We start from the raw sequence: 26,340 nt of genomic DNA on the forward strand, positions 1-26,340 counted from the left end.
TGGAAGCGTAGTAATGCGTTGAGCTAACCCGTACTAATTGCCCGTGAGGCTTAACCATACAACACCGAAGGTGTTTAGGGTTGTCTCGAACACATGTTCGACCCTTTACCAAATGTAGCCCGTAGTTTTACTACGGGGTCGCTTGAAGTTGAACCCGTAGTAGAACGACGGGCGACGACGAGCGACGACGAAACAAGCAGAGTGGCACGTAGCCTACACAATCAGCTTTGACCTTATTTTTGACAAGTTTATGCCTGGCGGCCATAGCGAAGTGGAACCACCTGATCCATTCCGAACTCAGTAGTGAAACGCTTCAGCGCCGATGGTAGTGTGGGGCCTCCCCATGTGAGAGTAGGACACCGCCAGGCTTTAAATAGAGAACCCCAGTCCAAATGGACTGGGTTTTTTTTTATGTCTCACGGACAACTGCGCTATTCGCTCTTCGCACGCTCACTGCGTTCGCTCTTCGTTCTTGGTTTAAACAAACAGCGAACAGCAAACAGCAAACACCGCTTTTCGCTTTTCTAACTCGCCTTTCATTCGGGCGTAGTTTAAAATGCATGCATGACAATGCATCAAAACTCTATTTCACTGAAATCCTTACATACTTTTCAACTTCCTTATTCAGCTTCTGAAGTTATTACAATTCAAAAGGCCGAGGAATTGGAAGAAATTGAAGGAAATTATCTCGTGCTCGGGGAAGGTAGTAATACTATTTTCACCTGTGATTTTGCGCGACCTGTCCTACGCATCGCGCTGCAGCATATAAACGTAACTGAAACCGACGATAGTTTCCGCTTACGTATCGGTGCGGGGGTAAACTGGCATCAACTTGTCATCTATACGCTCAAGCACAATATGCCAGGTTTAGAGAACTTAGCATTGATACCCGGAAGCGTGGGTGCGGCACCAGTGCAAAATATCGGTGCGTACGGCGTCGAAGTCGGTGAGTTCATCGAGAATGTAACAGCTTGGGATAGAATAAAACGCACGTGGCGTGTTTTCGATAGGGACGCATGTGCATTTGCTTATCGTGATAGCATTTTCAAGCGCAAACCTGACCAGTTTGTGATTACCGAAGTGTCTTTAACCCTGCCCAAGGAATGGCAACCTCAGTTGAGTTATGGAGCGCTTGCACACGTCGGTAAAGATGCGAGTGCTAATGAGATTATGGCGGCGGTGATAGCTGTAAGAAACAGTAAACTACCTAACCCCCACGAAATTCCCAATGCTGGTAGCTTCTTTAAAAATCCAGAAGTTACCCTTAAAAAGTTTAAAAGCATCCAACAACGCCACCCTGATGTCGCGCATTATCAGTTAGCGAATGGAAACATCAAGCTAGCAGCCGGTTGGTTGATTGATCAATTAGGCTTAAAAGGCTTTCAATGTGGTGGTGCAGCGGTGCATCGTCAGCAGGCGCTGGTGTTAATCAATTGCGAAGATGCCGACGGCGATGATGTCCTGACTCTTGCGCGACATGTCCAGCAGAAAGTTGCAGCAGAGTTTCAAGTAAGCCTGGAGCCTGAAGTAAGGTTGATGAATGAACAAGGACTTATCGAATTATGAGTAGGCGTAACGAACGAATGATCAGAGTCATAGAGCTGTTGGCCGATGGTGAGTTTCATTCGGGTGAGCATATCGGTAAGGAAATTGGCGTATCGCGAACTGCAATAAGTCAATACATCAAGAATATACAGGCTCTAGGTTTGGATGTGTTTCGTATAACCGGCAAAGGCTATAAACTTTCTCAAGCAATTGAGTTGTTAGACTTGGCCCGAATCGAATCCTTATTAAATCGAGAAGCTAAAGGCTCAGTTGCGTTAGAACGTATCGTTACATCCACTAATGATGTTATGCGTGATCGCCTGCAGAACGGTTATACCTTTAAGGCTGGTGAAGTCTTATTAGCGGAGGCGCAAACTGCGGGTAGAGGTCGGCGAGGTAAGCAATGGTACTCACCCTTCGCGACCAATCTTTACTTATCAATGTATTGGCCACTAGGGCGTGGTATGAGTGCAGCGATGGGACTCAGCATTGTCGTTGGTACACTGCTAGCTGAAGCGATAAAAAATGCTGGGGTTACTGATGTCGCACTGAAGTGGCCAAACGACGTTCTTGTTAAAGGTAAAAAACTTGCGGGCATTCTTATTGATCTCGAAGGCCAGGTTATTGACGACGCCCATGCGATCATTGGTGTTGGTGTTAATCTGTCGATGCCGGAATGGTTAGCCACCCCGATTGATCAAGCATGGACCGATTTGCAGTCTGAACTTACGACCAAGCTCAATCGTAACGAATGGGTTGCCGATCTCATAACTCGTATACGCAGCGGTCTGGCGATGTTCGATGAGCAAGGTCTTGAACCTTTCATCAAGCGCTGGCTTGACTACGATGATTTGTTTGAGCGCAATGTCACGTTAACGATGGGGTCGAAAAACCTTCATGGTATTGCCAAAGGCATAGCTAGTGACGGTGCCTTGTGTGTTGCGATTGATGGTACGGTAAAACATTTTCATGCTGGCGAGGTGAGTCTGCGTTATGACACCAATTAAACTTTTAATCGATGCTGGCAATACGCGGGTAAAAACCGCCTTAATGGATGCCGATGGTCATATTGAACCTTGGTTCAATTTGCCTTATGAGGACATCCTTGCGCAGCAACTCCCCGCAACTGTGAACGTTTGTTGGCTGTCTCTGGTCGGCGGCCCACAGCAACACAAACTACTTGAGAAGTGGTTGGGTCACAAGCTTGCAGTGCATCAAGTAGAATCTGAAGCGCAGGCGTTTGGCGTGAGCAATGCTTACGCCGAACCAAGGACCTTGGGTATTGATCGCTGGCTTGCAATGCTTGGCGCTTATAACGAACAACCTAAAGCAACGGTCATTATTGACGCTGGTACCGCAATAACCGTTGACTGGGTAACTGCCGATGGCAGGCATTTGGGGGGCTGGATCGCCCCTGGTGTCGATCTGATGCAAACAGCGGTGACGAGCCGCGCACCGCGAGTGTTTACTCGACAAGAGCAAATGTGGGGACGGGTCAACCAACTGGGTACAAGTACCCCTGATGGTCTGTTGGATGGATGCGTTAACATGTTCGCTGGAATAGTGCGGCAAGCTATTTACGTTAGTGAAGTTGAGCTAGATTGGTTCGACTTTCGATTACTCTTTAGCGGTGGTTCAACGCCACTGTTACCGATCGAGCTCAAGCGGCGTGGCGAACACCGCAGTGAGCTGGTTTTGCAAGGCTTAGCTCTTTACGCCAACACATAAAAAAGGCGCCATTAAACTAATGGCGCCTTTCCTTTTTATGGCTACTCACAAATGCTTACGATAAGCGATTACGGAAGTCTTCATAAGTAAATGAGCGAACGAGATCGAAGCGACCATCGCGTCTTAAGATACCAATTGAAGGGTGCTCAACGCCATTGAAGAACGTCGTCTTCACCATGGTGTAATGCATCATATCTTCAAAAATAATGCGCGAACCGGGTTGTAACGGTTCGGCAAAACTATAAAGACCTATGACATCGCCCGCCAAGCAAGAGTTACCGCCGAGCTTGTACGTGTGCGCTAGCACCCCTGGTTCCTTCGCATCGGTGATGGTTGGTCGGTAGGGCATCTCCAACACGTCAGGCATATGCGCAGTCGCTGAGATATCCAGAATCGCAATTGGACCATCATTCTCGACGATATCCACCACCTCAGCGATCAATGGGCCGGTTTGCCACGCAACCGCTGAGCCTGGTTCCAGAATGACTTGCAGGTCATAAGTTTCACGTAACCGCTTGAGCTGTGCAATTAGATGCTCAACATCATAACCCTCACGCGTCATCAAATGACCGCCACCAAGGTTCAGCCATTTCATTTGCTTAAGCAGTTGCCCAAACTTGCTTTCAACCGCTTGCAGTGTGCGCTCCAAGGCATAGGAGTCACATTCGCAAAGGTTGTGAACGTGCAAGCCCTCGATACTAGTTAAATCGGCATCTGCAAGGTCAGCGGCACGAATACCGAGACGCGAACCGGGCGCGCTTGGATCATACAACTCAGTCTCGGCTTCTTGATGTTCTGGATTGACCCGAAGGCCGGCCGAAACTCCTGCCGCAGCTACTTGCTCACGGTAACGTTGCCATTGGCCTAAGCTATTAAAAGAAATGTGATTCACAAGTGGTAATAGCTCATCAATTTCTTTTGCTTTGTAGCCTGGGGCATAGGCGTGTACTTCGCGGCCGAATTCAAAGGCTGCTAATTTGGCTTCCCAAACAGAGCTTGCAGTACAACCTTGAAGATATTCTCGCACTAATGGAAAGGTGCTCCACATCGAGAACCCTTTTAAGGCAAGAATAATGTCAGCGCCACTTTCTTGCTGGACACGCTGCATGAGTTTTAAGTTGCGTTCCAGCAACGCCTCGTCACATACGTAACAAGGCGACGGTATTGCATCTGTTAAATAGCGGTTTTGGGTCATGAGCTTACTGCTTAAACGGGGTGTCGCATTCGACCACCTGCCAAGGGAGACCGTACTGGTTCAAACGCTCCATGAACTCATCTGGATCGAACTGTTCCATATTCCAAACACCGGCTTTCATCCAGTGTCCTTGCAACATCATCGATGCACCAATCATAGCTGGTACGCCAGTTGTGTAGCTAACCGCCTGCGCACCAACTTCGGCATTACATACTGCGTGGTCGCAGTTGTTGTAAATGAAAATGGTCTTTTCTTTGCCATCCTTCAAGCCAGTTACATAAGTACCGATACAGGTCATGCCGGTATAGCCTTCTGCAAGCGAGCCTGGATTTGGTAATACGGCTTTCAAGAATTCCAACGGGACAATCTTCTGTCCTTGAAACTCAACAGGTTCAATTGACGTCATACCTACGTTCTCAAGCACGCGTAAATGGGTCAGGTACTGTTCACCGAACGTCATCCAGAAACGCGCACGTTTCAGAGTTGGGAAGTGCTTGACCAATGATTCCAATTCTTCGTGAAAGAGCAGGTAAGAAGCGCGAACACCAACATTAGGATAGTCTAGGTCTTCACGAACACTGATAGGGTCAGTCTCGTGCCACTCACCGTTTTCCCAGAATTTACCGCGTTGCGTAATCTCACGAATATTGATCTCTGGGTTAAAGTTTGTTGCAAAGGCCTGACCGTGGTCGCCGCCATTACAATCGACGATATCTAAGTAATGAATTTCGTCGAAGTAGTGCTTAGCAGCGTAGGCGGTAAAGACGTTGGTTACGCCAGGGTCAAAACCGGCACCTAGTAGTGCCATGATACCTTTTTCTTTAAACCGCTCGTGGTAAGCCCATTGCCACGAGTACTCGAACTTCGCTTCTTCTTTCGGTTCGTAGTTAGCAGTATCAAGGTAGTGCACGCCCGTTTCTAGACAAGCGTCCATGATAGGCAAGTCTTGGTAAGGCAAGGCAACGTTGATAACCAGTGCAGGTTCAACTTTACGAATCAACGCAGCAACTTCAGTTGCTTGATCGGCATCGACTTGATAAACCCCAACAACGCGATCTTTGCCAGCTTCTTCTTGCAGCTTTTCGCACTTAGAAACGGTGCGACTAGCAAGGTGAATTTCTGAGAAATACTCCGGCAACATAGCGCATTTTTTTACCACAACACCGGCAACTCCGCCGGCACCAATAATTAAGACTCGTGACATGAAATGACCCTTTTTTCCGATCTGTAAACGGGTGATATAAAGGCTGAAAGATAGCATATTTTCACGGAAACAGCATCCGTAATGAGGAGCATTCAGAGGAATTTGTTCTGGTCGATATGGCGTAAAAACAGCGCGGCCTCTTGCCGTAACTTTCGTTCGAGATCGGTGCGGCTCGTTGCAGAGCTATTGCGCACCAATTCTGCAGTGCTTTGCTGCGATTGGAGAACATCACGTGCAATAGTTCTCGAGTCCCCTGAAAGGTGAGCTAGCAACCACCAAGCAAAGCGGGCATCGGAAAATGGCAAGGCGCCGCCACAGAACCCTTGCAGTATCGCAAGGCAATGCTGAGCTAATGACGGCGTAGCAAGGTGTGCAAATTCTGCTGCGCCGCCCCTTGTCCAAGCATTTTCAAGCCGTTGAAGGGTTGCCAGTTCATCAATAATTGCACGCGCTTCAGGTGCTAATCCAAACGCCCATAACGCACTTACCGTGCCACTTGCTGCGTTCTTTTTCAAACCGCGGCGGACCTCCTGCAACGGTGTGTCCGACCAAAAACATTCGACCTCAGGCGTTACGCCAAAGCTGGTACCAATCGCAGTAACATTATGTTGTTGCGCATGTTTGATGGTCGCACTGAGCATTTTCGCACCAATACGCTGACGGCGGTGCTGCGGTGCGACCGCTATTCGAACGATACGCCACCAAGCCCAACCTAGGCTCTGTGCTTGTTGTCGGTAAAAGCCAAGAGCTTGCGGGAGGAGTTGCCCTTTGATGCGACGTTCGCCGCGCATAATCGGTGTATGCAAGTCGTTCGCGATTGGCCCCTCAGTGGCAAGCCAGGTCACACCAAGAATTGCTTCGTCGTCACAGGCAAGCAGCAAATGTTGATCGGGGTCATCAAGCAACAACCGCAAGTCATTGGGGCTGCTTTGGTAATGCGCTTCTAATAGCAACGCCATGACCTGTGCTAAAGCGCTCTCGTCGAGTTGACTGGCGTGGCAAAACTGCAACCGTAAGGTTTCGGACGGTGGTTGACAACGTTGGCGACGATCGCTCGAAACCATTAATAATGCTCTGTTCAACCAAGTTTCACAGCAGTCGTCATTCGCCCAGCGTAACGGCTCAGTCAGTTGGTGTCGGATGATCTGGAAGTGTTGTGTCAGCCATTCAAGAAAACGCAAAACAAAACCTTGACCACAGCCTTCATAACCCTCAACGGTCGTTGCGACAGCCCACACTTGATAGTTATTACAGAGCGCTTGCAGGCAATGGAGTGGAATCGCCGCGGCTTCATCAATAACCAGAGTTTGTCCGTGGCTCGACGCATCTCCAAGCAGGCGGTCCCAGGCACGAAATTCAGCATTTGCGCCGGCTTCTTGCAACAAAGTGGTGAGCGCTGATGGACGGGGACCGGTGACAACAATAGGCTTGGTTGATTTTGCTTGCCGAATAGCAAGCCCAAGCGTAGTGCTTTTTCCGCGCCCACGATCGGCCATCAAAACATGGGTGTGTGTTGGGTGCTCCAGTAGCGTATTAATAATGGCTTCTTGGTCCTGACTTGGCAGGCTTGGTGCTGGGCTAGCTGGCGGCAAACTTGGCGCCGAGGTGTTGAGTAAAGCTAAAAAATCTTGCCATCTGGCGCAATGAAATAAACCCGTAATCTGCTCGGCGTGGATTAGTAAGCGTTGTTGAAAGCATGATGAATGCGGTGGTAGAACCAGCCATAAACAACCACCTCCACGAACAGTGCCGGCCAGTGCGGCAAGGGCATCAGCGTGAATCAACTGTTGAAAATCTAACACCACATGCTGGGTGTTTTGTCCCAAGTAATCACGATAACGATGCATCTGCGCTACCTGACGAGCGCTATCGGAAAGCCACAAAGTGCGACTTGGTAATTGGGTCAGTTGGTCGAGAATGAGATCACGCTCATGTTGATGCGCGGGGCTGAAAATGAAGACAGCGCGTTGCCGCGCTGCCTTGAAGGGTTCTAACCAGTGTTCGAGCTGTTGTTCGAACATAAATTGTCCAGAGGTACCTTAAAGGAACGAAGTACCGAAGAACTTCGTCGCCACGGTGTTAGCAAATATGACGGCTAAAATTACCGGAATGAAGGTACCGATCGAGAAGTCGACATACTTGTGTAACCATGACGTCTGATAGTTGGGGTTGCCTTCACTCAGCTCAGCGGCGAAATTTTTGCGCTTCCAACGGAAACGAACAAATAAGCAGATAAGCAGGCCGTTAAGCGGCAGGATGGTGTCGTAGAAGACGTCAACAATAACGTCAAACAATGACTTATCAACGCCAGCATAATGGGCAACGTTGCTGACCCAAGGTAATAAACCGAAAGAAGTTGCGGCAAGTAGAGTTAGTAAAGTGATGGCAAATCCCATCGCCAACAGCGCCTTCTTTCGTGAGACGTTGTGACGCTCCATAAATGATGAGGTCGGAACTTCAATAATGGAAACCAACGAGGTGATTGCGGCAACAAAAGCTAGCAAAAAGAAAATTGACGCCGCTACCGTTGCAAAACCGTAGCCCACAATGTCAGACAGCTGCATAAATATTTGTGGGAAGAATGAGAAAATCATCGAGACGGATGAATCGCTCAGGCTTTCAGGATTGGTGTCAGGATAGATGGCAAAAATGGCGGGTAGTGTCATTAGGCCCGCGGTGAATGCTACGGCTGTATCGGTAATTGCAACCAACTTACCCGAGGTTACAATATCGTCGCTACGACGGAAATAAGAGCCGTAAGTGATTAGGATCCCCATACCTAGCGACAGCGAGAAGAACGCTTGCGCTAAAGCGCCATTGATCACACTGCCATCGATTTTGCTAAAATCAGGAACTAAGTAAAACTCAACGCCTGCCATTGCATTATCGAGTGTCAGCACGAAAATAACTAACAGCACGAGCATGAGGAACAGGGTCGGCATTAGGATTTTCGACGCCCGCTCGATGCCTTTGCGAACCCCGCCTACCAAAATGAAATTGATAATTACGGTAACCGCAACGAGGTAGCCGACAAAGGAGTAGTCGTTTACAAACTTACCAAAATAATCGGGCTGCGCGATGATATCCAAGTTGCCAGAGAGGGTTTGGAACAGGTAGCCGAAGATCCACACCGTGATGACCATATAAAACACCGCAATCATAAACGGCGTAATGGTGGCTAACCAGCCGGCAATCCGCCAGCGTTTGGTATCTTGTCCTAACTCTGCGTAGGCTTTGTATGGGCTGTGCTGGGCGCGGCGACCTAAGCCCATTTCGGCTAACATCACGGGTAGGCAGATGAAAGCAACAAACAGTGCGTAAATGATTAAGAATGCGCCACCACCATTTTTGGTTGCAGCTACAGGGAAACCAACGAGGTTTCCGATACCCACTGCAGAACCTGCAGCAGCAAGTATGAAGCCAATTTTCGAGCTAAAGTGCTCGCGAGAAGTACTCATAGAGGAGACCTTTTGTTTATAGTTATTATGCGCGATGAAGGGCTCTCAATAGCATGTAGTATGCTCGCACAGCGCCCTTGAAAGTTATTCGCTCAATCCTAGCGTATGCCGTAAACTGCGGCAAGCACTCAACACGTAACAAAATTATGCAACACGACCTTTTTTCGCAAGATAGCCACCAATCACTTTTACAGTTAAGTACGCAAGCCTTTGTGTTAAAAGGCTTTGCGCAAGAACGGGATGATGCTTTGTGGCAAGCTGTGCAAGAGGTCGTAGCAGTCGCTCCTTGGCGACAGTTGTTAACGCCGGGCGGGCGGCGGATGTCGGTACAGACGACGAACTGCGGTCGTTGGGGCTGGTTAAGTGATGCGAAAGGGTACCGTTATGAACGGCTAGACCCGCTACGCAATGCCCCGTGGCCCGCAATGCCTGAAGCCTTTTTGGAACTTGCTAAAGCAGCGGCTACAGCGGCTGGTTTTGCGAATTTTGAACCTGATGCCTGTCTGATTAATCGCTATCAACCAGGTACGCGTATGGGGTTGCATCAAGACCGCGACGAAGACGTCCTCGAAGCACCAATCGTGTCGGTTTCGCTCGGTTTAAGCGCACAGTTTCTTTGGGGTGGAGAGGCACGAAGTGACCGACCGCAGCGCATCGTTGTAAACCATGGTGATGTGGTGGTCTGGGGCGGCGTCGATCGGCTGAAGTATCATGGCATAGCGACGATTATGTCCGGCAGCCACCCGCTGCTCGGCGAGCAGCGGATTAATCTAACGTTTCGTCGCGCTAAATAATTTAGTACATCATGCTGTAGAGTTTGCGCCGATAATGTGCAGCAAGAGGATCGCCTTTCGGTAAGCCATTCAGCATGTCCAAGGTCTGCTTTTTCGCCGAACCGAAATTAAAGTCTTTCACTAACACACTAAAGGCGAGCTCGAGCGCTTCTTCCATTCGTTGCGCATCGTAAAGCTTAGTCGCTAACTCGAGTTGCAATTCGAGGTTGTCCGGTTGCGCGCTTGCTTGCTCTTGCAAGGCGCGTAGCTCTGGGCTATCAGCCGCTTGCTTAGCAAGTTCAAGCTTGCTGACAACATGCTGATAGTAACTGTCTTGATCGGCTAAACCGATAGCTTTTAAAAGTTCTTCGGTTTGCTCTAGGCGACCAACGCTACAAGCGGCGTCAGCGAGCGTAAGCTGCGCAGTTATAGCTTCCGGCTGCAAATCGTAAGCCTGTTTTGCGAGTGCATATGCCTCTTGGTAGCTCTCTTGTTGCAACAAATCTTGTGCTTGCTGCACAAGGTCGGCACCAGGTCCCGGTATGTGCTGCTCGATACGTGCTCGGATTGCGCTTTCCGGTTCGACACCGGCAAAGCCATCGACAGGCTGGCCGTCTTTAAAGAAAGCGACGGTCGGCAGACTACGAATGCCAAACTGAGCGGCGAGCTGTTGCTGATCTTCGCAGTCTATTTTTGCCAACGTCACGCGATCGCTAAATTCGTCGGCCAGCTTTTCTAAAATCGGCATGAGCTGCTTACAGGGCTCACACCAGTCCGCCCAGAAATCAACGATGACCAGCTTCTGCTTAGAGCCTTCTAGGATGACTTGCTGGAAATTCTCAATCGTGACGTTAATACTTTGATTTGCCACAGCTATTCCTTCTCAACGACAAATGAATGTTGATTAAATGGGGGCGGTCAGCGGTTTTTCAACTACCTTCCAGCCCTTGCTTCAACTAAACCAACGTAACAGTTTTTGCTTGAACGAAGTGTAGGGTGGATAACGGAACTTCGGATCAAACCAAAACGGGCGCTGCATGACAGCTTTCTGATGGCTGAACGTATCAAAGCCAAACTTGCCGTGATAACGGCCCATACCACTTGGGCCAACGCCGCCAAAGGGTAACTCTGGATTCAGCATAAACATGAGCGTGTCATTGTTACATTGGTTGCCGGCGTGCGTTTGTTCGGTGATTTGTTGGAGCGACCGCGTTGAGGCACTAAAACCATACAGAGCAAGCGGTTTATCGCGCTCGCGAATAAATTCAATGGCACTGGCGAGGTTCGGAATACTTAGTATTGGCAGAATCGGACCAAAAATTTCTTCCGCCATAACTGGGCTGTCAGGCGCCACGTTGGTCAGGATGGTCGGTGCTAAAAAGCAGTGTTCGCGGTCATAGTCGCCGCCGTGGACGATGGTGCCGTCGTCGAGGTAATTGACGAGACGTTGCCAGTGTTGTTCGTTGACGATGCGGCCGTAGTCATCGGCGTCACTTGGGTCGCTGCCGTAAAAGTCTTCGACGGCCTCTTTCAATGCCGCAATCAACGCTTCGCGCTGGTTTTCGGCCACCAGCACATAATCAGGTGCTATACAGGTTTGTCCGGCATTCAACCATTTGCCCCAGGCAATTCGGCGCGCAGCAGTTTTGATGTCAGCATCGTCTAAAACGACAGCGGGACTTTTACCACCGAGCTCAAGCGTGACAGGAGTAAGGTGTTTCGCTGCCGCTTCCATGACGATGCGACCGACACGACCGCCGCCGGTATACATAATATGGTCAAAGCGTTGCGCAAGCAGCTCTTGTGCAACCTCAGCGCCACCAGTTACCACTTGTACCGCTTCATTAGCGAGGTAGTCAGGCAACAATTTAGCGATGAGCTCAGCTGTTCGTGGCGCAAGTTCCGAAGGCTTCACCACGGCGCAGTTGCCCGCTGCCAGCGCCGCTACGAGTGGGCTCAATAACAGCTGTAATGGATAGTTCCAAGCGCCAATAATGAGCACCACACCTAATGGCTCGGGGTGTAGGTAACTCTTGCCCGGCCAAGCCATGAGTGGCTGTGAAACGCGTTTCCCGCGCATCCACTTGGCTAAGTGTTTGCAGGTATAATCGATGTCACTATTGAGATAACCCAGCTCGGTAAGCCAACCTTCCGCTTTGCTTTTTCCCAAATCATGCTCAAGCACTTTAAGAAAATCGTTTTCGTGATCAGTCAGCATCAGTTTGAGCTGTTTTAATTGCTCAAGGCGCCAAGTCAGCGGGCGCGTTAGCCCGCTGATTGAGCTATGGCGCAGACGTTCCATCATGTCGTTCATGCGAAACCACCGAGCGTTAGGGTTTTGGTTTCTTGGTACTCGGCGAGGCCGTAACGCGAACCTTCGCGGCCAATACCGGACTCCTTCACGCCGCCGAATGCATTGTAGGCATGCGATATGGCACCAGCATTAATGCCGAGCATGCCGCATTCAAGAGCGGTGCTGACACGTTCAATGCGACGATAGTCCTGCGCACAAAAGTAACCCGCAAGTCCAAACGGCGTGTCGTTGGCTTTGCGTATACCTTCTTCTTCGTCGGCAAAACTTTGCACCGCAACAACTGGCCCAAATATCTCTTCTTGGGCGATGTCCATGGTTGAGCTCACGTTGGTCAATAACGTCGGTGCGTAGAACAGCTCGCCGACATCTTGCAATACTTCACCACCGAGTAAGCATTCGGCGCCTTGGTCGCGCGCATCGCTCACGAGACGTTCGACCTTCTCGATCGCGGCTTGGTTAATTAATGGACCGTAGTCAACGTCATCTGCGCTACCGGCAGCGACTTTAAGGTTTTGCATTGCCGTTTTAAGCTTATTCACAAAGTCATCAAGCACGCTTTCTTGCACCAATACTCGATTAGCGCTAATACACGTCTGGCCTGCGTTACGGAACTTACAAATCATCAGTTGCTCGACGGCATGTTCAATGTCGGCATCATCAAAAACGATAAAAGGCGCATTGCCACCGAGTTCAAACGATACTTTTTTCACATTCGTCGCGCATTGTTGCATGAGCTGCTTGCCAACTTCGGTTGAGCCAGTAAAGCTAAACTTACGAATCAATGGATGTTCGGTAAGCACCTTGCCAACACCTTTGGAGTCGGTACTTGGCACAATATTGAGCACGCCATCAGGGATACCTACTTCGCTGGCAAGTTGCGCAATAGCAAGTGCGGAAAGCGGCGTGAGTTGTGGTGGCTTGACGACCATCGTGCAGCCTGCGGCGAGGGCAGGTGCAACTTTCCGCGTAATCATCGCATTCGGGAAATTCCAAGGCGTGATAGCGCTACAGACGCCGACGCCTTGCTTGACAATCGAAACCCGCTTATCGGTGCTTTGTAGCGGCAGCACATCACCGTAACTACGCTCGGCTTCACCAGCAAACCACTTCACAAAGCTGGCGCCATAATCGATTTCGCCCGCCGCTTCAGCGATGGGTTTACCTTGCTCCGCGCACATGAGTTCGGCAAGTGCTTGTTTATTTGCTTGCATTGCTTCGAACCATTTTAACAGCAGATTGGCGCGTTCATGGGCTGGTCGTGAACGCCATGCGGGTAACGCGCGGTGTGCGGCCTCTACTGCTCGTTCGGCAAGTGCTGCGTCGGCATCGGCAACTTCAGCAAGTGTTTCACCGGTGGCTGGGTTCGTAACCGTGAAACGCTGATCCACTGGAACCCAGTGTCCATCGATGAACGCATTGGTTTTGGTTAACGAACGCATGCTATGGGATGACATAGTATTCCCCCTGCTGTTTCACTAAATGATTGTTTTAAGAGTATGTTGCTTATACGCAGGAGTTGCAATGATAGTTTACCTTGTACTTTTGTTATATTTAGCGTATAGTGCGCGCTCCTCAGGGTCATTACCGCTAATGATGGGAGCGGCTCAACCCCTGATTCGCTGGGGTTCAGCGCCTATATCCTGCCAGAGTGTTCATCGTGTTCTGTAGCCGGGCGTACATTCCCCCTTTATGCTTTACAGAAATGATGTGAGACAACTATGTCAGAAGTTATTGCGGACCAGTCGTTTGCCGACTTGGGTCTACCTAGTCCTGTGCTTAATCAATTAAACAGCATGGGCTTTACTGCTCCTACCCCTATTCAATTACAAGCCATTCCAGCCATGCTGGAAGGTAAAAACGTGCTTGGTGAAGCACAAACGGGTACCGGTAAAACCGCAGCTTTCGGTTTGCCTGGCCTTTCGTTACTTGACGCGAACACTCGTGAAACGCAGATGTTGGTGGTTGCACCAACGCGTGAGCTCGCTATTCAGGTTGCCGAAGCACTCTCGGAGTTTGGGCAAAAGATGCGTGGTCTTGAAGTCGCTACCGTTTATGGTGGTGCTGCATTCGGCCCGCAAATTAAAGCCTTACGAACTGGAGCACAAATCATTGTGGGTACTCCAGGGCGCTTGCTCGATATGCTGAATAAAGGTGTGTTGAAACTTTCTGCACTGCGCATGGCGGTGCTTGATGAAGCCGATGAAATGCTCAACATGGGCTTCATCGAGGACATCGAAACCATTATGGGTGCGGTACCGAATACTGCTCAGCGTGCATTGTTCTCAGCGACCATGCCAAATGCAATTCGTAAATTGGCAAAAACCTTCTTGGTCAATCAAGCAGGTGAACAGCCAGTAAATATCAAAATTGCTGCGAAAACGCAGAATAAAGCCAATATCCGCCAGCGCGCATGGCAAGTCCGTGGCTTGACCAAAATGACCGCCTTAACACGGTTACTAGAAACCATGGAGTACCAACGGGTACTGATTTTCGTGCGTACGCGCAACGACACTATGGAGCTCACCGAGTTACTGCAAAAATCTGGCTTTAAAGCATCGCCTTTGAGTGGTGACTTAAACCAAAGTCAGCGTGAACAGACGGTGAGCCAGTTACGTAGTGGTCATATCGAGATTTTGGTAGCAACTGACGTTGTTGCGCGTGGTCTTGATGTACCAGAGATCACCCACGTCATTAACTATGATTTACCGGGTGACAACGAGTCTTACGTACACCGCATTGGTCGTACGGGTCGCGCTGGACGAAGTGGTGAAGCCATTTTGTTCTTCCGTCCACGCGAAAAACACTTATTGCGTCAATACGAGCGTCTAACGAACGGCTCAATTGAGTTCTTCGAAGTGCCTAATGCCGCTGAATTAAGTAAGCATCGCCAAAACTCTTTGCAAGAGAAGTTAGTCGCACAAGTCGCGAAAGGTGGCTTGGATGAAATGACGGCGATCATCGAAAAGATGCAAGAAGAAACCGGCCTGAGCGCTACTGAAATTGCCGTTGCACTGTTATCGCAACAACAGCAACAGCGTCCACTTATCGTCGCTGCGGATCCTGCTCCGAAGAAGTTCGCTGAACGTCCGGAGCGTGCTGATCGTGGTGACCGTAAGCGCAATGACAAGCGTGTTGGTGGTCGTGACCGCCGTGATGCTAATGTCGAATTCGATACTTATCGCATTCAAGTTGGCCGTGAACATGGTGCGCGTCCACAAGATATCGTTGGCGCTATCGCCAATGAAGGTGATATCGATAGTAAATATATCGGTCAAATCCAACTCTTTGATAACCACAGTCTGGTCGAGCTGCCGAAGGGTATGCCTACTGGCGTGTTGCGTATTCTGCAGCGCGCACGCGTGCGTCAACAGCAAATGGGGATGGAAATCTCTGACAACGCCATTGCTGCACGTCCACGTAAACCTCGCGGCGAGCGTCCAGCGCCGAAAGGCTTCGCTGGTGGTAAAGAGCGTCAAGCCCGTGGCGAACGTCGCGGACGTCGCGTTCAATAACAACTAGAAGTTGAAAAAGGGAGCTCAGGCTCCCTTTTTTTGTTTGATTAAAGGTGGTCGAGAAATGCCTCGGCTTCGCGCACAATTTGTTGCTTTTCGCTCGCTTCACGCTTGTCCCACTGTTTTAAAATGAGTCCCATGCGGCCATTACCTTGTAGCTGTGCAAAATGGCGATCAATGAAATGCCAATAGAGCAAGTTGAAGGGGCAGGCACCGTCACCGGTTTTACGTTTCACGTCATAGTGGCAATCACCACAATAGTTCGACATTTTAGCAATGTAGCTACCGCTGGAAACATAGGGTTTGGTTGCGAGCACACCGCCATCAGCGTACTGACTCATGCCCCTGGTGTTCGGTAGTTCTACCCATTCAATCGCGTCAATATAGATCCCCAAATACCAAGCATCCACTGCATCGGGATCGCAACCCGCCAGTAACGCAAAATTACCCGTGACCATCAGGCGCTGTATGTGGTGGGCATAGGCATAATCCAATGATTGTCGAATACTTTGCGCCAAACAGTTCATCTTTGTTGCACCGGTCCAGTAAAAGTCGGGGAGCTCGCGGTGATGGTTAAAATGATTACGTTGGCCGTAGGACGGCATGAGCTGCCAATATATGGCGCGAACAAATTCACGCCAGCCGATGATTTGGCGGACAAAACCTTCGATCTGGTTGAGTGAGATTTCTTCGGGGCGAGCGTGCCAAGCGGCTATCGCTGTTTCTACCACGTGCCGCGGACTCAACATCTTGGTATTCAGCGCGAAGGATAGACGCGAATGGTAGAGACTCCACTGTTGTGTAACCATGGCGTCTTGATAATCGCCAAAAGCTGGCAATAGGCGTTGCACAAAATCGCTCAACATTTGTTGGGCTTCTCGCCGACCTAATGGCCAGATAAATCGATGTACGTCGATTTCACCAATGGTTTGTACTTGTTGCGCCACCAGCATTTCGTGAATCGCGCTCACGTCATGGGCGAAAGTCAGAGGTTTGGGGTAGTCATGTCCAGCGTTCGGTGTCTTGCGGTTGTCGTGATCAAAATTCCATTTGCCGCCGGCGGGTTTGCCATCCGTCATCAAGTAACCGGTTTGTTTACGTACCCGCCGATAAAAGTGTTCCATGACATAATTGTCTTGGTCGCCAAACCAATCCTGCAATACCGAGCGTTGGGTGATGAAATGTTCCGAGTCAAACCATTCAACCTTAGCCTTGGTGGTGCGACACCAGTCTTGCAGTTGCTGATCGAGACGGTATTCGTCGGGTTGTTGTAGCTGCACTACTGTGGCTTGGCTGGCGCTTATGATGGCCGCTAAGTTGTCGGTGAGCGTCTGTCGGTTATCACCATTATCCAAGCTTAAGTAAAGAACGTTATGGCCTGCTCTGGCAAGGGCGCTAGCGAACCTACGCATAGCGGCGAAAAAGCCGACAATTTTTTGTATATGGTGCCGGCAATAATCGGTTTCTTGACGTATTTCCATCAGCACAAAAAGCCGCTCAGCTGCTCTATCGTTGAACCAGCTATGGCTAGCGTTAAGCTGATCACCAAGTACGAGCGCGATGGTTTTAAAGTTGTTTTGTTGAAGCTGCGTAAGTTGTAGCAGGCAAGCGTTGCTGAGCAACGCACGGGTGGAAGGCTTGGACATACATGGCAACCTAATGAAAGTGTATTACAGTAGTAGTACGTCTACGCTTTAAAATTGTGAAAAGATCGCCGTTTACGCGCTCAAACAGGCCAGATAAATACCTGAAATCGGTGGCTAAACATAGCCATAATAAGCAATATTTGGCAGAATGCACGCATACGACAAGATACCTACAGGCAGGACAAAATGCAGCCAGTTAATGTGATTTGTATTAAATGGGGCCAAAAATATGGCTCTGACTACGTCAATACGCTCTACTCGATGGTGAGTCGTCATTTATCGCGACCATTTCGTTTCGTTTGTTTTACCGACGATCATGAAGGTATCCGTGACGAAGTAGAGGTTAAGCCAATTCCTGAAGTGGGCTTTAAAGACTTTGACGAACGCAAGCCGTGGACTTTCGGGCATGGTTGGCTGAAGCTTACCGTATTCGCTCAGCCGTTGTATGACTTAGAAGGCCCAACACTGTTTTTGGATCTTGATATTGTCATCGTGGGTAGCCTGGACGAATTCTTTGAACCTGAGGGTGAGTTCTTGGTGATCAAAGAGTGGGATAAATCGGATGCGACTGGCAACACTTCGGTTTTCCGCTTCAACATTGGTGCTCATGTTGATGCACTAGAGCACTTGAAAGACGACCCCGTTGGCGCACGCAAGAATGTGCGTAACGAGCAGGAATATATTACCCAGTATGTCGATCGCCAGAACAAACTGATGTATTGGCCGGCGGAATGGTGCCGCAGCTTTAAACGTCACTGCTTACGCCCGTTCCCATTGAGTTTTTTCCAAGAGCCGCGTATTCCTGAGGGCGCAAAAGTTATTATTTTCCATGGTCGCCCACACCCTGACGATGCGATCGCTGGACGCAGTGGCAAGTGGTACCGCAAGGTTCTGCCAACATCGTGGATTAAAGAGTACTGGCGTTAAGGCTTATGACAGCCGTTTATCGACTGCTCATTCGGCTGTTAATGCCGGCTGTTTTTGTTTACTTGTGGTTGCGGGGGCGTAAAGCTCCCGCTTACCGAGAGCGTTGGAATGAACGCTTAGCACTGCAATCCATACCTGCCCGTTATCGTCATGGTCTACTTATTCATTGTGTTTCGGTTGGCGAAACGGTTGCTGCGCGGCAACTTATCGAGACGTTGCTGAACGATTACCCGCAGGTACCGATAACGCTGTCCTCGATGACGCCAACGGCGGCCGAACTGGCCTATAAGCTATTTGGCGATCGTGTGCACCATTTGTACTTACCTTTTGATACCCCAGGTGCTATGCGCCGATTTTTCACTAACTTAGCGCCTTGTGCAGTGCTGATTTTAGAGACTGAAGTATGGCCCTGCTTTGTGCGTGAAGCGCAACGTCGCAAGGTACCTGTGCTTTTACTAAACGCCCGAATGTCGGAAAAATCATTTTCGTCGTATCACCGATTTGCCTGGTTACTGGGCCCTATTTGGCGTGAGCTCAGTTGGGTAGCAGCGCAAACTCAAGCAAGTCTTGAACGTTTTGTAGCGTTGGGCGTGCCAGCAGAACGGTCGGCGCTGCGCGGCAATCTGAAGTTTGATAGCCATGTACCCATGGCAACACTCGCAGCAGCGACGGCAATGAAACAACGCTTGGAGCGTCCGATTTGGGTTGCCGCAAGCACTCACAAGGGCGAGGATGAGTTATTGCTGGCAGCGTTTAAGCAGATTCTTAGCGAATTGCCCACTGCGCTGCTTATTTTAGTGCCGCGACATCCAGAACGGTTTGCCAGTGTCGGTGAACTCGTTGCACGAGAAGGTTTTACCTACGTCACTCGTAGTGCCGGTACCGAGCCGCAAGCGCAACATCAGGTTTTACTGGGCGATAGTATGGGCGAGCTCCTGTTGTGGTATGCGTTGGCTGACGTTGCTTTTGTTGGCGGCAGTCTGATTACCCGCGGCGGGCATAACCCTTTAGAGCCGGTGGCGACACACACACCAGTCGTATCAGGCCCACATGTATTTAACTTTAAAGATATTTATCAGCGGCTAACGAACGCTCGAGCAGTGCGTTTTGCGGACACTACCGAGCAAATCGCGCGACATACTCTTGAGTTGTTGTGCGATGCACAATTGCGGCACAAGTTACAGTGTGCGGCACAGCGTGAATTTGCCCAGGATCAAGGTGCAACAGCGGCAATGTTGGCCGATATCAAACAGCAGTTTTCACAGTCACAACAAGGAGTACCGCTGGCGATGCAGAACGTAGAGGTTTTACAACCGACCAAAGGCGAGACGATTTGGTACCGACAGGACCGTTTTGGCGAGTTTTCAGCAGCATTTTTTAGTGCGGATTATTGGCGTCAACAAGGCCAAATCAAAGGTGCGGCGACGGGTCGTAGTACCGCTTGGTTTATCGCGAGCCAACCCACGGACATGCTACTACGCCATTATTACCGTGGTGGCTTGGTTGGCAAATTGAATAAAGATCGCTTCAAACGTGAGCCGGTGGCTGTGAGCCGCGCAATGGCCGAATTTGAATTATTGCTGAAGTTATCTGAGCGGGGACTGCCCGTACCGGAGCCTCTTGCAGCGCGCTATGTTAAAGCACCTGGCTGGGGCTATCGAGCGGATATTTTAGTTGCTGTGATCCCCACGGCAAAAGATGTCTTCAAACTGCTTGGTGAACGACATTTAAGTGAGCAGGAATGGAATACGCTGGGACAAGCAATCCGCTTGCTACATGAACATCGGGTTTATCATTCTGATTTGAACTGCCATAACTTGATGCTTGATGAGGCCGGTAAGGCTTGGATCGTTGACTTTGATAAGTGTGGTTTCCGCGAGCCAGGGGACTGGACGCAAGCGAATTTAGCAAGATTACTGCGGAGCTTTAATAAAGAACTGGGTAAAGCAAAAGAGGCCAGGCACGACTTCCATTGGCAGGAAGCACGTGATTGGCCTCTGTTACTTGCTGGTTACCAAGCAAATTAGACCAAATCGCGATGGACTTTAGTCGCGAATTTGCCCAGTACCCGTAACTACGAATTTTTCGGTGGTCAATGCTTGTAAGCCCATTGGCCCGTAGGCATGCAGCTTACTGGTTGAGATACCGATTTCAGCACCTAAACCTAACTGACCACCATCACTGAAGCGCGATGATGCGTTCCACATAGTTACTGCTGAATCAACTTCACGGATGAAGCGTTGTGCGGTTGCTTCGTTTTCGGTGGCAATAACTTCCGTATGGCCACTACCGAAATCTTGAATGTGGGCAATCGCACCGTCAAAATCGGCAACAGTTCGTACGGCAATCTCAAGCGCCAAGTACTCTTCACCAAAAGCATCGTCAGCAATCACATCAGCATCGGCAAAGTAGTGTGCAGAGGCTTTGTCACTGTGGATTTTGACGCCTTTCTCTTGCAAGGCTTGCGCAGCCATTGGCAAGAATTTAGCGGCAATCTCAGAGTGTACCAGCAAGCCTTCGAGCGCGTTACAAACGCCTGTACGCTGAGTTTTACCGTTCAGTAACAAGTTCAACGCTTTATCTAGGTCCGTATCTTTATCGACATACAAGTGGCAAACACCCTTGTAGTGCTGGATGACAGGGATCTTACTGTTGTCGCTAACAAAGTGGATCAAACCTTCCCCGCCACGCGGAATAACCAAGTCGATGTACTGATCTTGCTGGAGCAGCTCCAGCATTAGCTCGCGGTCAGGGGTCGGTACCACGGTAATTACATCTTCAGGTAGACCACTTTCGCGCAGGGCCTCATGCAAGGCTGCAGCAATCGCTTTACTACTTTCAATCGCTTCACGACCACAGCGCAAGATAACCGCGTTGCCTGATTTGAAGCACAGTGCGCCTGCATCGGCAGTTACATTTGGTCGCGCTTCGTAAATCATACAGATAACACCTAATGGGATTCGCATCTTTTCAACTTCAATGCCATTAGGACGAGTAGTGAACGGCATACGCTCACCTACTGGATCTTTGAGTTCGATGATTTCTTCAATTGCGGTTGCCATTCCTTCGATGCGTTCAGGGTTGAGCTGCAATCGATCCAGCATGGAATCCGACAGTTGCTTTTCGCGGCCAGCGGCCATGTCTTTTTCATTTACCGCAAGAATTTCATCTTGATGTTTGCGAATGGTATCTGCCATTTTTTGTAAAACAGCATTTTTTTGCTCTTCGCTCAGTGTTGCTACTGCCCGTGCCGCTACTGCCGCACGTTTTGAAATTTCAGTTGCTACGGAGTTACTCATACATCCTCCAATATCATTAAATCGTTACTTTCGATGACTTCGGTGATCGGGCTGTAGCCATACTGTTCAGCAATGTGGCTAACTTCTTGACCTTTGATGTGCAGAAGCTCGTGGGAGCTATATTGGCAAATCCCTTTGGCCACAGCCTCTGCATTTTCACCATTACGAATGACTACTGCGTCGCCGCGATTAAAGTCACCTTGAACGTCAACAATGCCTGTAGTGGTTAACGCTTCCCCGGCGAGCAAACTGTCCACGGTAGCACTATCGACCACAATTTCACCTTGTGATACTAACGTATGGCGCAACCAGTGTTTCTTATTACTCATTGGGTCTTGCTGACGTTTAAATAGAGTACCTGGGTTCTCACCCTGCAACATCAATTCAAAGGTCTCACCTTTACGGCCATTGACGATATAGGTATCGATACCGTGCGATGTCGCTTTTTCAGCTGCTTCAATCTTGGTACGCATTCCACCTGTTGCGATTTTGTTCGTGGTACCGCCTGCAAGTGCGAAAATTTCCTCGGTGATTTCATCGACCACGGGAATTTTTTTCGCGTCCGGCTTCACCCGCGGATCGGCATCGAACAAACCGTCGATGTCTGAGCAAATAAACAACGCATCAGCATCAACTAAGGTCGCGACCATCGCTGCTAGGTTGTCGTTGTCACCTACTTTCATTTCGTCGGTTGCTAGAGCATCGTTTTCGTTCACAATCGGTAATACATCGTGTTCTAACAATGTGTGCAAGGTGTTCCGAATACTCACATATCTAGCGCGGTCACGTAAGTCACCATGAGTCATCAGCACCTGAGCGCACGGGAAGTCAAAAAAACGTGACCAATTGGCCATCATGTCATTTTGTCCGACCGCCGCCATAGCTTTCTTTACGGTGACTGGGATGGTATCGCTATCATAAGCGATATGTTTGCGTCCGGCCGCAGCGCTGCCGGATGAAACTAAGACTACTTCTTGCCCACGTTCGTGGCACTCTATAATGAAGCGGGCAATAGCTAGTAAGTATTTAGTGCTCGTTCCTGTTTCGTCTGGCGCAATCAAAGCGCTGCCTACTTTTACCACGGCGCGCTGCCAGGAAGGCATTTTCATAGTGGCTCCCTTTTGAAAAATTCGTTCGTAGTCTAACAGAATTGCAGGGGTTTCTCTAGGTTCGGCCTATAAGTCGTGCCTATGTTGATCATAGCTTAGTCAAATTTAGGAAATAGTGCTTAAAGATTGTGCAAAAATATGCAACGAGGGGTACAAAAAAGCCCCTATGAAAGGGGCTTCAGTAGGTATTTATGCGCTGGGCGGGGTGTACCCTTCGATTTTTACGTCTTTACCTTCAAAAAGAAAAGCTTTCATCTGCTCTTCAAGGAATTCTCGAGATTTGGGGTCCATAAGATTAAGGCGGTTCTCGTTAATCAACATGGTTTGCTTCTTTTGCCATTCGGCCCAAGCTTCTTTCGAGATATTCTCAAAAATCTTTTGCCCTAACTCACCCGGGTAGAGTTGGAAATCTAAGCCTTCTGCTTCTTTCTTTAGGTACTGGCAATATACGGTGCGACTCATGGTTACCTCAACGTCTTCAATGTATAAGCAAAATTTTACGCTCTATTGCTTGGTGTTACAAACTTCATCCCAATCGATCTTAGCAAGTAACTTGCGGATTGGGGCGGGCAGGCCGTAGTCAGCAAGATCGCTGTAAGGTACTTGCATTAAGTTGCCGGTAGTTGTTGCTGGTTCAGCTAACCACACTTTTCCGGCTAACTTATAATGACTAAAAGTGTGATTGAACTCGTACCCTAACTCAGCATCTGGTGCTTGAGATACTTCAGGTAAGCACCACAGTGACGGCCATATGCCGTTGGCGGGACGTTGTTCGAGACAAACTCCGAAGCGATTAATCGCCAACAAGAAATGCCCAGTTTTGGTAGGGATTGCTTTCTTTTGCTTGCGTTTAGGATAGTCCTCAACGCATGCATTCGCATAAGTGCGGCATCGACTTTGCAGCGGACAGGCGTGACAAAGCGGTTGTTTTGGTTTGCAAATTGTCGCACCGAGATCAAGTAACCCTTGGGCAAAACGTCGATTCTGCGATGTCGGCGTGTAGTGTTCGGCAAGTTCCCAAAAATAGCGGTCATTGGCACTATGATTAACGGCATAAGGCAGCATAAACAAACGCGCGAACAATCGTTTGACGTTGCCATCGACAATTGCCGCTGGAGCGTTAAAAGCAAAGGAGCGAATGGCTCCTACGGTGTACGGACCTATACCCGGTATTTCGCGCAGCTCAACGGCTTGCTCTGGTATCTGCGCCGCATAGTCGGCAACGATGGTCTTCGCAGCGGCGTGTAAATTCCGCGCTCGCCTGTAGTAGCCAAGCCCCTGCCAATGCGCCATAACTTCTTGTTCTTCGGCGGCAGCCAGCGTGGTCACATCTGGGAAACGCTGCAGCCAACGTTCGAAGTAAGGAATGACAGTGGTGACCTGAGTTTGCTGCAACATGAGCTCGCTCACTAGCACATGGTACGGATCGTTGTGTTGCTGCCAGGGAAGGTCATTGCGACCATGTTGCTGCTGCCACGTAACAACAATTTTTGCGAACTCTTTTGCCGGTATGACCGTTTTGGCTGCCGTTGTTGAAAAATCAACCACTTATACTGCTCCACGCAAATGTTTTAGAATTTTCATTAAAGCCTTACTAAGTTCTCGTAAAACTTTGGTAAAAACCGAAGAAACCGCTAAAATATAAGCAAAATCTACATATTTCGTATATAGTAAAGGGAAATTCGAATCTATTCATTGGGAAATTAAAGGAGCATCTCGTGAATCGTTTAGCCGCAGTTTCATTAGCAGTTTTAGCAGGTCTTTCATACACTGGAACCGCCTATGCGCAATCTAGTGAAGAAGGTGAGTGGTATGTCGGTCCTCGAATTGGTCCAATGGGCACCGACTCTGACCGTCTTGCCCTTGAAAATGGTCAATTGGTCAAGTTCAAAGGTGGGTTCGATACAGCCTTCTATGGTTTAGAAGCTGGCTTCAAGTTTACCCCAGAGTGGGGCACTCGTGTTTATCTCGACTATATCCGAGGTGATGTCGAGGTTGGTGGTAGTTCAACCGGTCACGTTTACGGGGCAGACTTAGTTTATAGTTTCTCGGAAAGCGCCTACGGTACTATTGGTTTGAACGAGACTGATTTAGGTGAGTTCTCAGACACCTTTTTACGTGTTGGAGCAGGGTATCGTGAGCAGTTAAACCGCAATTGGGATATCTTTGCTGAAGGTGCTGTGCAACAAAGTGAGGGTGACCTTACCGAGTTTATGTTGATGACAGGTCTGCGCTATTACTTTGGCCGTTCAGCGGCACCAGCGCCAGCACCGGCTCCAGTTTCACCACAACCGCAACAAGCGGGACCAGCTGATTCAGATGGCGATGGTGTGGTGGATGCTGAAGACCTCTGTCCAAACACTCAGCCTACCTTCAAAGTGGATAACACTGGTTGTGTGGTGTACGCAGATGAAACCATTACTCATGAGTTAATGATCAACTTTGCGTTCGACTCGGCTGCTATCCCAGCGGAAGCGCAGGGTGAAGTACGCGAAACTGCTGACTTCTTGAATGAATACCCAGCAGTTAAAATTCTTATCGAAGGTCACACAGATAGCGTGGGTACTGTTGAGTATAACCAAGGTCTATCTGAGCGTCGGGCGAAGTCGGTTGGCGATAGCTTGATCAATGATTATGGCATTGAACAAGATCGCGTTGACACTGTAGGTTACAGTGAGAATCGTCCACTGGTTCCAAATGACACGAAAGAAAATCGTGCGAAGAACCGTCGCATCGAAGCGAAGATGTCAATCACCAAAGAAAAACCGGTGACAAAAGGCAACTAAGCTTTAATTGGTAAAGAAAAGGCGCGCTAAGCTTCGCTTAGTAGCGCCTTTTTTGTCTTTAAATTAGGTCTGTAAATCGAGTAGTAGAATCCTCATGTCCGACAGCAATACGCCACCAGAAACACATAAAAACCTAGAAGCAGCGCAGGAAAAAGGGCGCTATATTCGTCAAGTTCGCAGCTTTGTTAAACGCGAAGGACGCCTAACGAAAGGGCAAGCTGCTGCACTTGAACGCAGTTGGCCGAGTATGGGCTTAGAACACGCCAATGGCCCCATCGACTTGGCCAAGGTATTTGGTCGCACTGCTGATACGATCGTTGAAATTGGCTTTGGAATGGGGCATTCGCTGGTCGCAATGGCTGCGGCTGCACCAGACAAGAACTTTATTGGTATTGAAGTTCACCGTCCAGGCGTGGGGGCCTGCTTGTTGGAAGCTGAGCAGCAGAACGTCACGAATTTGCGCGTATATGAACATGATGCCGTCGAGGTGTTTCGCGATTGTTTAGCGGAAGACAGTTTAGCTGGCGTGCAAGTATTCTTTCCGGACCCTTGGCATAAAAAACGTCATCATAAGCGTCGCTTAATCCAGCCGGAGTTCGTCGAGAAATTACGGGCAAAGCTTCGTATTGGTGGAGTGCTGCATCTTGCGACTGACTGGGAGAATTACGCTGAGCACATGCTGGAAGTTATGCAAGCAGCAGAGCAAGAGGGTAAGTGGGAAAATCTTTCTGCAAGCAATGACTTTATTCCTCGCCCAGAAGAACGTCCGCTGACCAAATTTGAAAAGCGTGGTGAGCGATTAGGGCACGGCGTGTGGGATTTGAAATTCCGTCGTCGAATCTAA

21 protein-coding genes and 1 rRNA gene are annotated in these 26,340 nt (G+C 49.3%); 10 read left to right on the top strand and 12 right to left on the bottom strand.

Translation table 11 applies throughout. The annotated features are described in order from the left end of the window. Nucleotides 1-253 precede the first annotated feature (253 nt). The 4 genes from rrf to CWI70_RS00025 all read left to right on the top strand — a co-directional run bounded on the left by rrf (nt 254) and on the right by CWI70_RS00025 (nt 3,273). Nucleotides 254-368 (top strand): 5S ribosomal RNA (gene rrf / locus CWI70_RS00010). Nucleotides 369-564: 196 nt separating this feature from the next. Beyond that, nucleotides 565-1,566 carry a UDP-N-acetylmuramate dehydrogenase gene (gene murB / locus CWI70_RS00015; RefSeq protein WP_126769430.1) on the top strand — a complete coding sequence of 334 codons (1,002 nt, stop codon included), beginning with the start codon at nt 565-567 and terminating at the stop codon, nt 1,564-1,566. Then, nucleotides 1,563-2,552 (top strand): bifunctional biotin--[acetyl-CoA-carboxylase] ligase/biotin operon repressor BirA, encoded by a 990-nt coding sequence (gene birA / locus CWI70_RS00020; protein ID WP_126769431.1) that lies wholly within the window; start codon nt 1,563-1,565, stop codon nt 2,550-2,552. Before murB ends, birA begins: the two co-directional genes overlap by 4 nt. Further along, the gene (locus tag CWI70_RS00025) at nt 2,539-3,273 is read left to right on the top strand and encodes a type III pantothenate kinase (protein ID WP_126769432.1); all 735 of its coding nucleotides are present in this window, start codon (nt 2,539-2,541) and stop codon (nt 3,271-3,273) included. Before birA ends, CWI70_RS00025 begins: the two co-directional genes overlap by 14 nt. A gap of 55 nt (nt 3,274-3,328) precedes the next feature. On the opposite strand, the gene nspC is transcribed toward CWI70_RS00025, so the two are convergent. From nspC to CWI70_RS00045, 4 genes are all read right to left on the bottom strand, one after another. Then, entirely contained in the window at nt 3,329-4,468 is a 1,140-nt protein-coding gene (gene nspC, locus CWI70_RS00030; RefSeq protein WP_126769433.1) for a carboxynorspermidine decarboxylase, read from the bottom strand. A 4-nt stretch (nt 4,469-4,472) separates the two neighbouring features. Continuing rightward, on the bottom strand, nt 4,473-5,672 hold the full coding sequence (locus CWI70_RS00035; protein ID WP_126769434.1) for a saccharopine dehydrogenase family protein: 1,200 nt from the start codon (nt 5,670-5,672) through the stop codon (nt 4,473-4,475). 92 nt (nt 5,673-5,764) lie between these two features. Next, complete coding sequence (locus CWI70_RS00040) at nt 5,765-7,693, bottom strand: GNAT family N-acetyltransferase (protein ID WP_126769436.1); 1,929 nt, start codon at nt 7,691-7,693, stop codon at nt 5,765-5,767. 18 nt (nt 7,694-7,711) lie between these two features. Beyond that, nucleotides 7,712-9,130 carry a sodium-dependent transporter gene (locus CWI70_RS00045; RefSeq protein WP_126769438.1) on the bottom strand — a complete coding sequence of 473 codons (1,419 nt, stop codon included), beginning with the start codon at nt 9,128-9,130 and terminating at the stop codon, nt 7,712-7,714. A 146-nt stretch (nt 9,131-9,276) separates the two neighbouring features. Here CWI70_RS00045 and alkB point away from each other — a divergent pair, with 146 nt between their 5' ends. Further along, complete coding sequence (alkB, locus tag CWI70_RS00050) at nt 9,277-9,924, top strand: DNA oxidative demethylase AlkB (protein WP_126769440.1); 648 nt, start codon at nt 9,277-9,279, stop codon at nt 9,922-9,924. A 1-nt stretch (nt 9,925) separates the two neighbouring features. Here alkB and trxA read toward each other — a convergent pair whose 3' ends face one another. The 3 genes from trxA to CWI70_RS00065 form a co-directional block, all read right to left on the bottom strand. Next, entirely contained in the window at nt 9,926-10,774 is an 849-nt protein-coding gene (trxA, locus tag CWI70_RS00055; protein ID WP_126769442.1) for a thioredoxin, read from the bottom strand. Between the two features lie 81 nt (nt 10,775-10,855). Next, nucleotides 10,856-12,217, bottom strand: a complete 1,362-nt coding sequence (locus tag CWI70_RS00060) for an aldehyde dehydrogenase family protein (protein WP_126769444.1) — start codon at nt 12,215-12,217, stop codon at nt 10,856-10,858. Beyond that, entirely contained in the window at nt 12,214-13,671 is a 1,458-nt protein-coding gene (locus CWI70_RS00065; protein WP_275540740.1) for an NAD-dependent succinate-semialdehyde dehydrogenase, read from the bottom strand. Before CWI70_RS00065 ends, CWI70_RS00060 begins: the two co-directional genes overlap by 4 nt. 264 nt (nt 13,672-13,935) lie before the next feature. Here CWI70_RS00065 and CWI70_RS00070 point away from each other — a divergent pair, with 264 nt between their 5' ends. After that, entirely contained in the window at nt 13,936-15,729 is a 1,794-nt protein-coding gene (locus CWI70_RS00070; protein WP_126769446.1) for a DEAD/DEAH box helicase, read from the top strand. Between the two features lie 47 nt (nt 15,730-15,776). Here the strand turns inward: CWI70_RS00070 and CWI70_RS00075 are convergent, their stop codons facing one another. Further along, the gene (locus CWI70_RS00075) at nt 15,777-17,375 is read right to left on the bottom strand and encodes a cryptochrome/photolyase family protein (RefSeq protein ID WP_126769448.1); all 1,599 of its coding nucleotides are present in this window, start codon (nt 17,373-17,375) and stop codon (nt 15,777-15,779) included. A gap of 186 nt (nt 17,376-17,561) precedes the next feature. On the opposite strand from CWI70_RS00075, the gene CWI70_RS00080 reads away from it, so the two are divergent. Then, nucleotides 17,562-18,302: a glycosyltransferase gene (locus tag CWI70_RS00080; RefSeq protein ID WP_126769450.1), complete on the top strand. Its 741-nt coding sequence runs from the start codon at nt 17,562-17,564 to the stop codon at nt 18,300-18,302. 5 nt (nt 18,303-18,307) lie between these two features. Further along, complete coding sequence (gene waaA / locus CWI70_RS00085; protein WP_126769452.1) at nt 18,308-20,329, top strand: lipid IV(A) 3-deoxy-D-manno-octulosonic acid transferase; 2,022 nt, start codon at nt 18,308-18,310, stop codon at nt 20,327-20,329. Between the two features lie 18 nt (nt 20,330-20,347). Here the strand turns inward: waaA and CWI70_RS00090 are convergent, their stop codons facing one another. The 4 genes from CWI70_RS00090 to mutY form a co-directional block, all read right to left on the bottom strand. Beyond that, entirely contained in the window at nt 20,348-21,601 is a 1,254-nt protein-coding gene (locus CWI70_RS00090) for a glutamate-5-semialdehyde dehydrogenase (protein ID WP_126769454.1), read from the bottom strand. Continuing rightward, entirely contained in the window at nt 21,598-22,710 is a 1,113-nt protein-coding gene (gene proB, locus CWI70_RS00095; RefSeq protein ID WP_126769456.1) for a glutamate 5-kinase, read from the bottom strand. The genes CWI70_RS00090 and proB overlap by 4 nt, the downstream gene beginning before the upstream one ends. 189 nt (nt 22,711-22,899) lie before the next feature. Next, nucleotides 22,900-23,172: an oxidative damage protection protein gene (locus CWI70_RS00100; RefSeq protein WP_126769458.1), complete on the bottom strand. Its 273-nt coding sequence runs from the start codon at nt 23,170-23,172 to the stop codon at nt 22,900-22,902. A 42-nt stretch (nt 23,173-23,214) separates the two neighbouring features. Beyond that, nucleotides 23,215-24,258 (bottom strand): A/G-specific adenine glycosylase, encoded by a 1,044-nt coding sequence (mutY, locus tag CWI70_RS00105; protein WP_241967791.1) that lies wholly within the window; start codon nt 24,256-24,258, stop codon nt 23,215-23,217. Between the two features lie 170 nt (nt 24,259-24,428). On the opposite strand from mutY, the gene CWI70_RS00110 reads away from it, so the two are divergent. Together CWI70_RS00110 and trmB are read left to right on the top strand one after the other, a co-directional pair. Then, nucleotides 24,429-25,496, top strand: coding sequence for an OmpA family protein (locus tag CWI70_RS00110; protein ID WP_126769460.1), 1,068 nt, complete (start codon nt 24,429-24,431; stop codon nt 25,494-25,496). Nucleotides 25,497-25,590: 94 nt separating this feature from the next. Next, a complete protein-coding gene (gene trmB, locus CWI70_RS00115; protein ID WP_126769462.1) occupies nt 25,591-26,340 on the top strand; it encodes a tRNA (guanosine(46)-N7)-methyltransferase TrmB in 750 nt (249 codons plus the stop codon).

The organism is Pseudidiomarina homiensis, assembly GCF_003987225.1.
Lineage (GTDB): Bacteria > Pseudomonadota > Gammaproteobacteria > Enterobacterales > Alteromonadaceae > Pseudidiomarina > Pseudidiomarina homiensis.

Excerpts from the sequence above, each read along its gene's own strand:
- alkB (WP_126769440.1), top strand. The coding sequence starts at position 9,277 with ATGCAACACGACCTTTTTTCGCAAGATAGCCACCAATCACTTTTACAG.
- murB (WP_126769430.1), top strand. The coding sequence starts at position 565 with ATGACAATGCATCAAAACTCTATTTCACTGAAATCCTTACATACTTTT.
- CWI70_RS00060 (WP_126769444.1), bottom strand. The coding sequence starts at position 12,217 with ATGAACGACATGATGGAACGTCTGCGCCATAGCTCAATCAGCGGGCTA.
- CWI70_RS00065 (WP_275540740.1), bottom strand. The coding sequence starts at position 13,671 with ATGTCATCCCATAGCATGCGTTCGTTAACCAAAACCAATGCGTTCATC.
- CWI70_RS00035 (WP_126769434.1), bottom strand. The coding sequence starts at position 5,672 with ATGTCACGAGTCTTAATTATTGGTGCCGGCGGAGTTGCCGGTGTTGTG.
- proB (WP_126769456.1), bottom strand. The coding sequence starts at position 22,710 with ATGAAAATGCCTTCCTGGCAGCGCGCCGTGGTAAAAGTAGGCAGCGCT.
- CWI70_RS00075 (WP_126769448.1), bottom strand. The coding sequence starts at position 17,375 with ATGTCCAAGCCTTCCACCCGTGCGTTGCTCAGCAACGCTTGCCTGCTA.
- CWI70_RS00040 (WP_126769436.1), bottom strand. The coding sequence starts at position 7,693 with ATGTTCGAACAACAGCTCGAACACTGGTTAGAACCCTTCAAGGCAGCG.
- nspC (WP_126769433.1), bottom strand. The coding sequence starts at position 4,468 with ATGACCCAAAACCGCTATTTAACAGATGCAATACCGTCGCCTTGTTAC.
- CWI70_RS00100 (WP_126769458.1), bottom strand. The coding sequence starts at position 23,172 with ATGAGTCGCACCGTATATTGCCAGTACCTAAAGAAAGAAGCAGAAGGC.
- CWI70_RS00025 (WP_126769432.1), top strand. The coding sequence starts at position 2,539 with ATGACACCAATTAAACTTTTAATCGATGCTGGCAATACGCGGGTAAAA.
- CWI70_RS00080 (WP_126769450.1), top strand. The coding sequence starts at position 17,562 with ATGCAGCCAGTTAATGTGATTTGTATTAAATGGGGCCAAAAATATGGC.
- CWI70_RS00070 (WP_126769446.1), top strand. The coding sequence starts at position 13,936 with ATGTCAGAAGTTATTGCGGACCAGTCGTTTGCCGACTTGGGTCTACCT.
- CWI70_RS00045 (WP_126769438.1), bottom strand. The coding sequence starts at position 9,130 with ATGAGTACTTCTCGCGAGCACTTTAGCTCGAAAATTGGCTTCATACTT.
- trmB (WP_126769462.1), top strand. The coding sequence starts at position 25,591 with ATGTCCGACAGCAATACGCCACCAGAAACACATAAAAACCTAGAAGCA.
- birA (WP_126769431.1), top strand. The coding sequence starts at position 1,563 with ATGAGTAGGCGTAACGAACGAATGATCAGAGTCATAGAGCTGTTGGCC.
- CWI70_RS00090 (WP_126769454.1), bottom strand. The coding sequence starts at position 21,601 with ATGAGTAACTCCGTAGCAACTGAAATTTCAAAACGTGCGGCAGTAGCG.
- waaA (WP_126769452.1), top strand. The coding sequence starts at position 18,308 with ATGACAGCCGTTTATCGACTGCTCATTCGGCTGTTAATGCCGGCTGTT.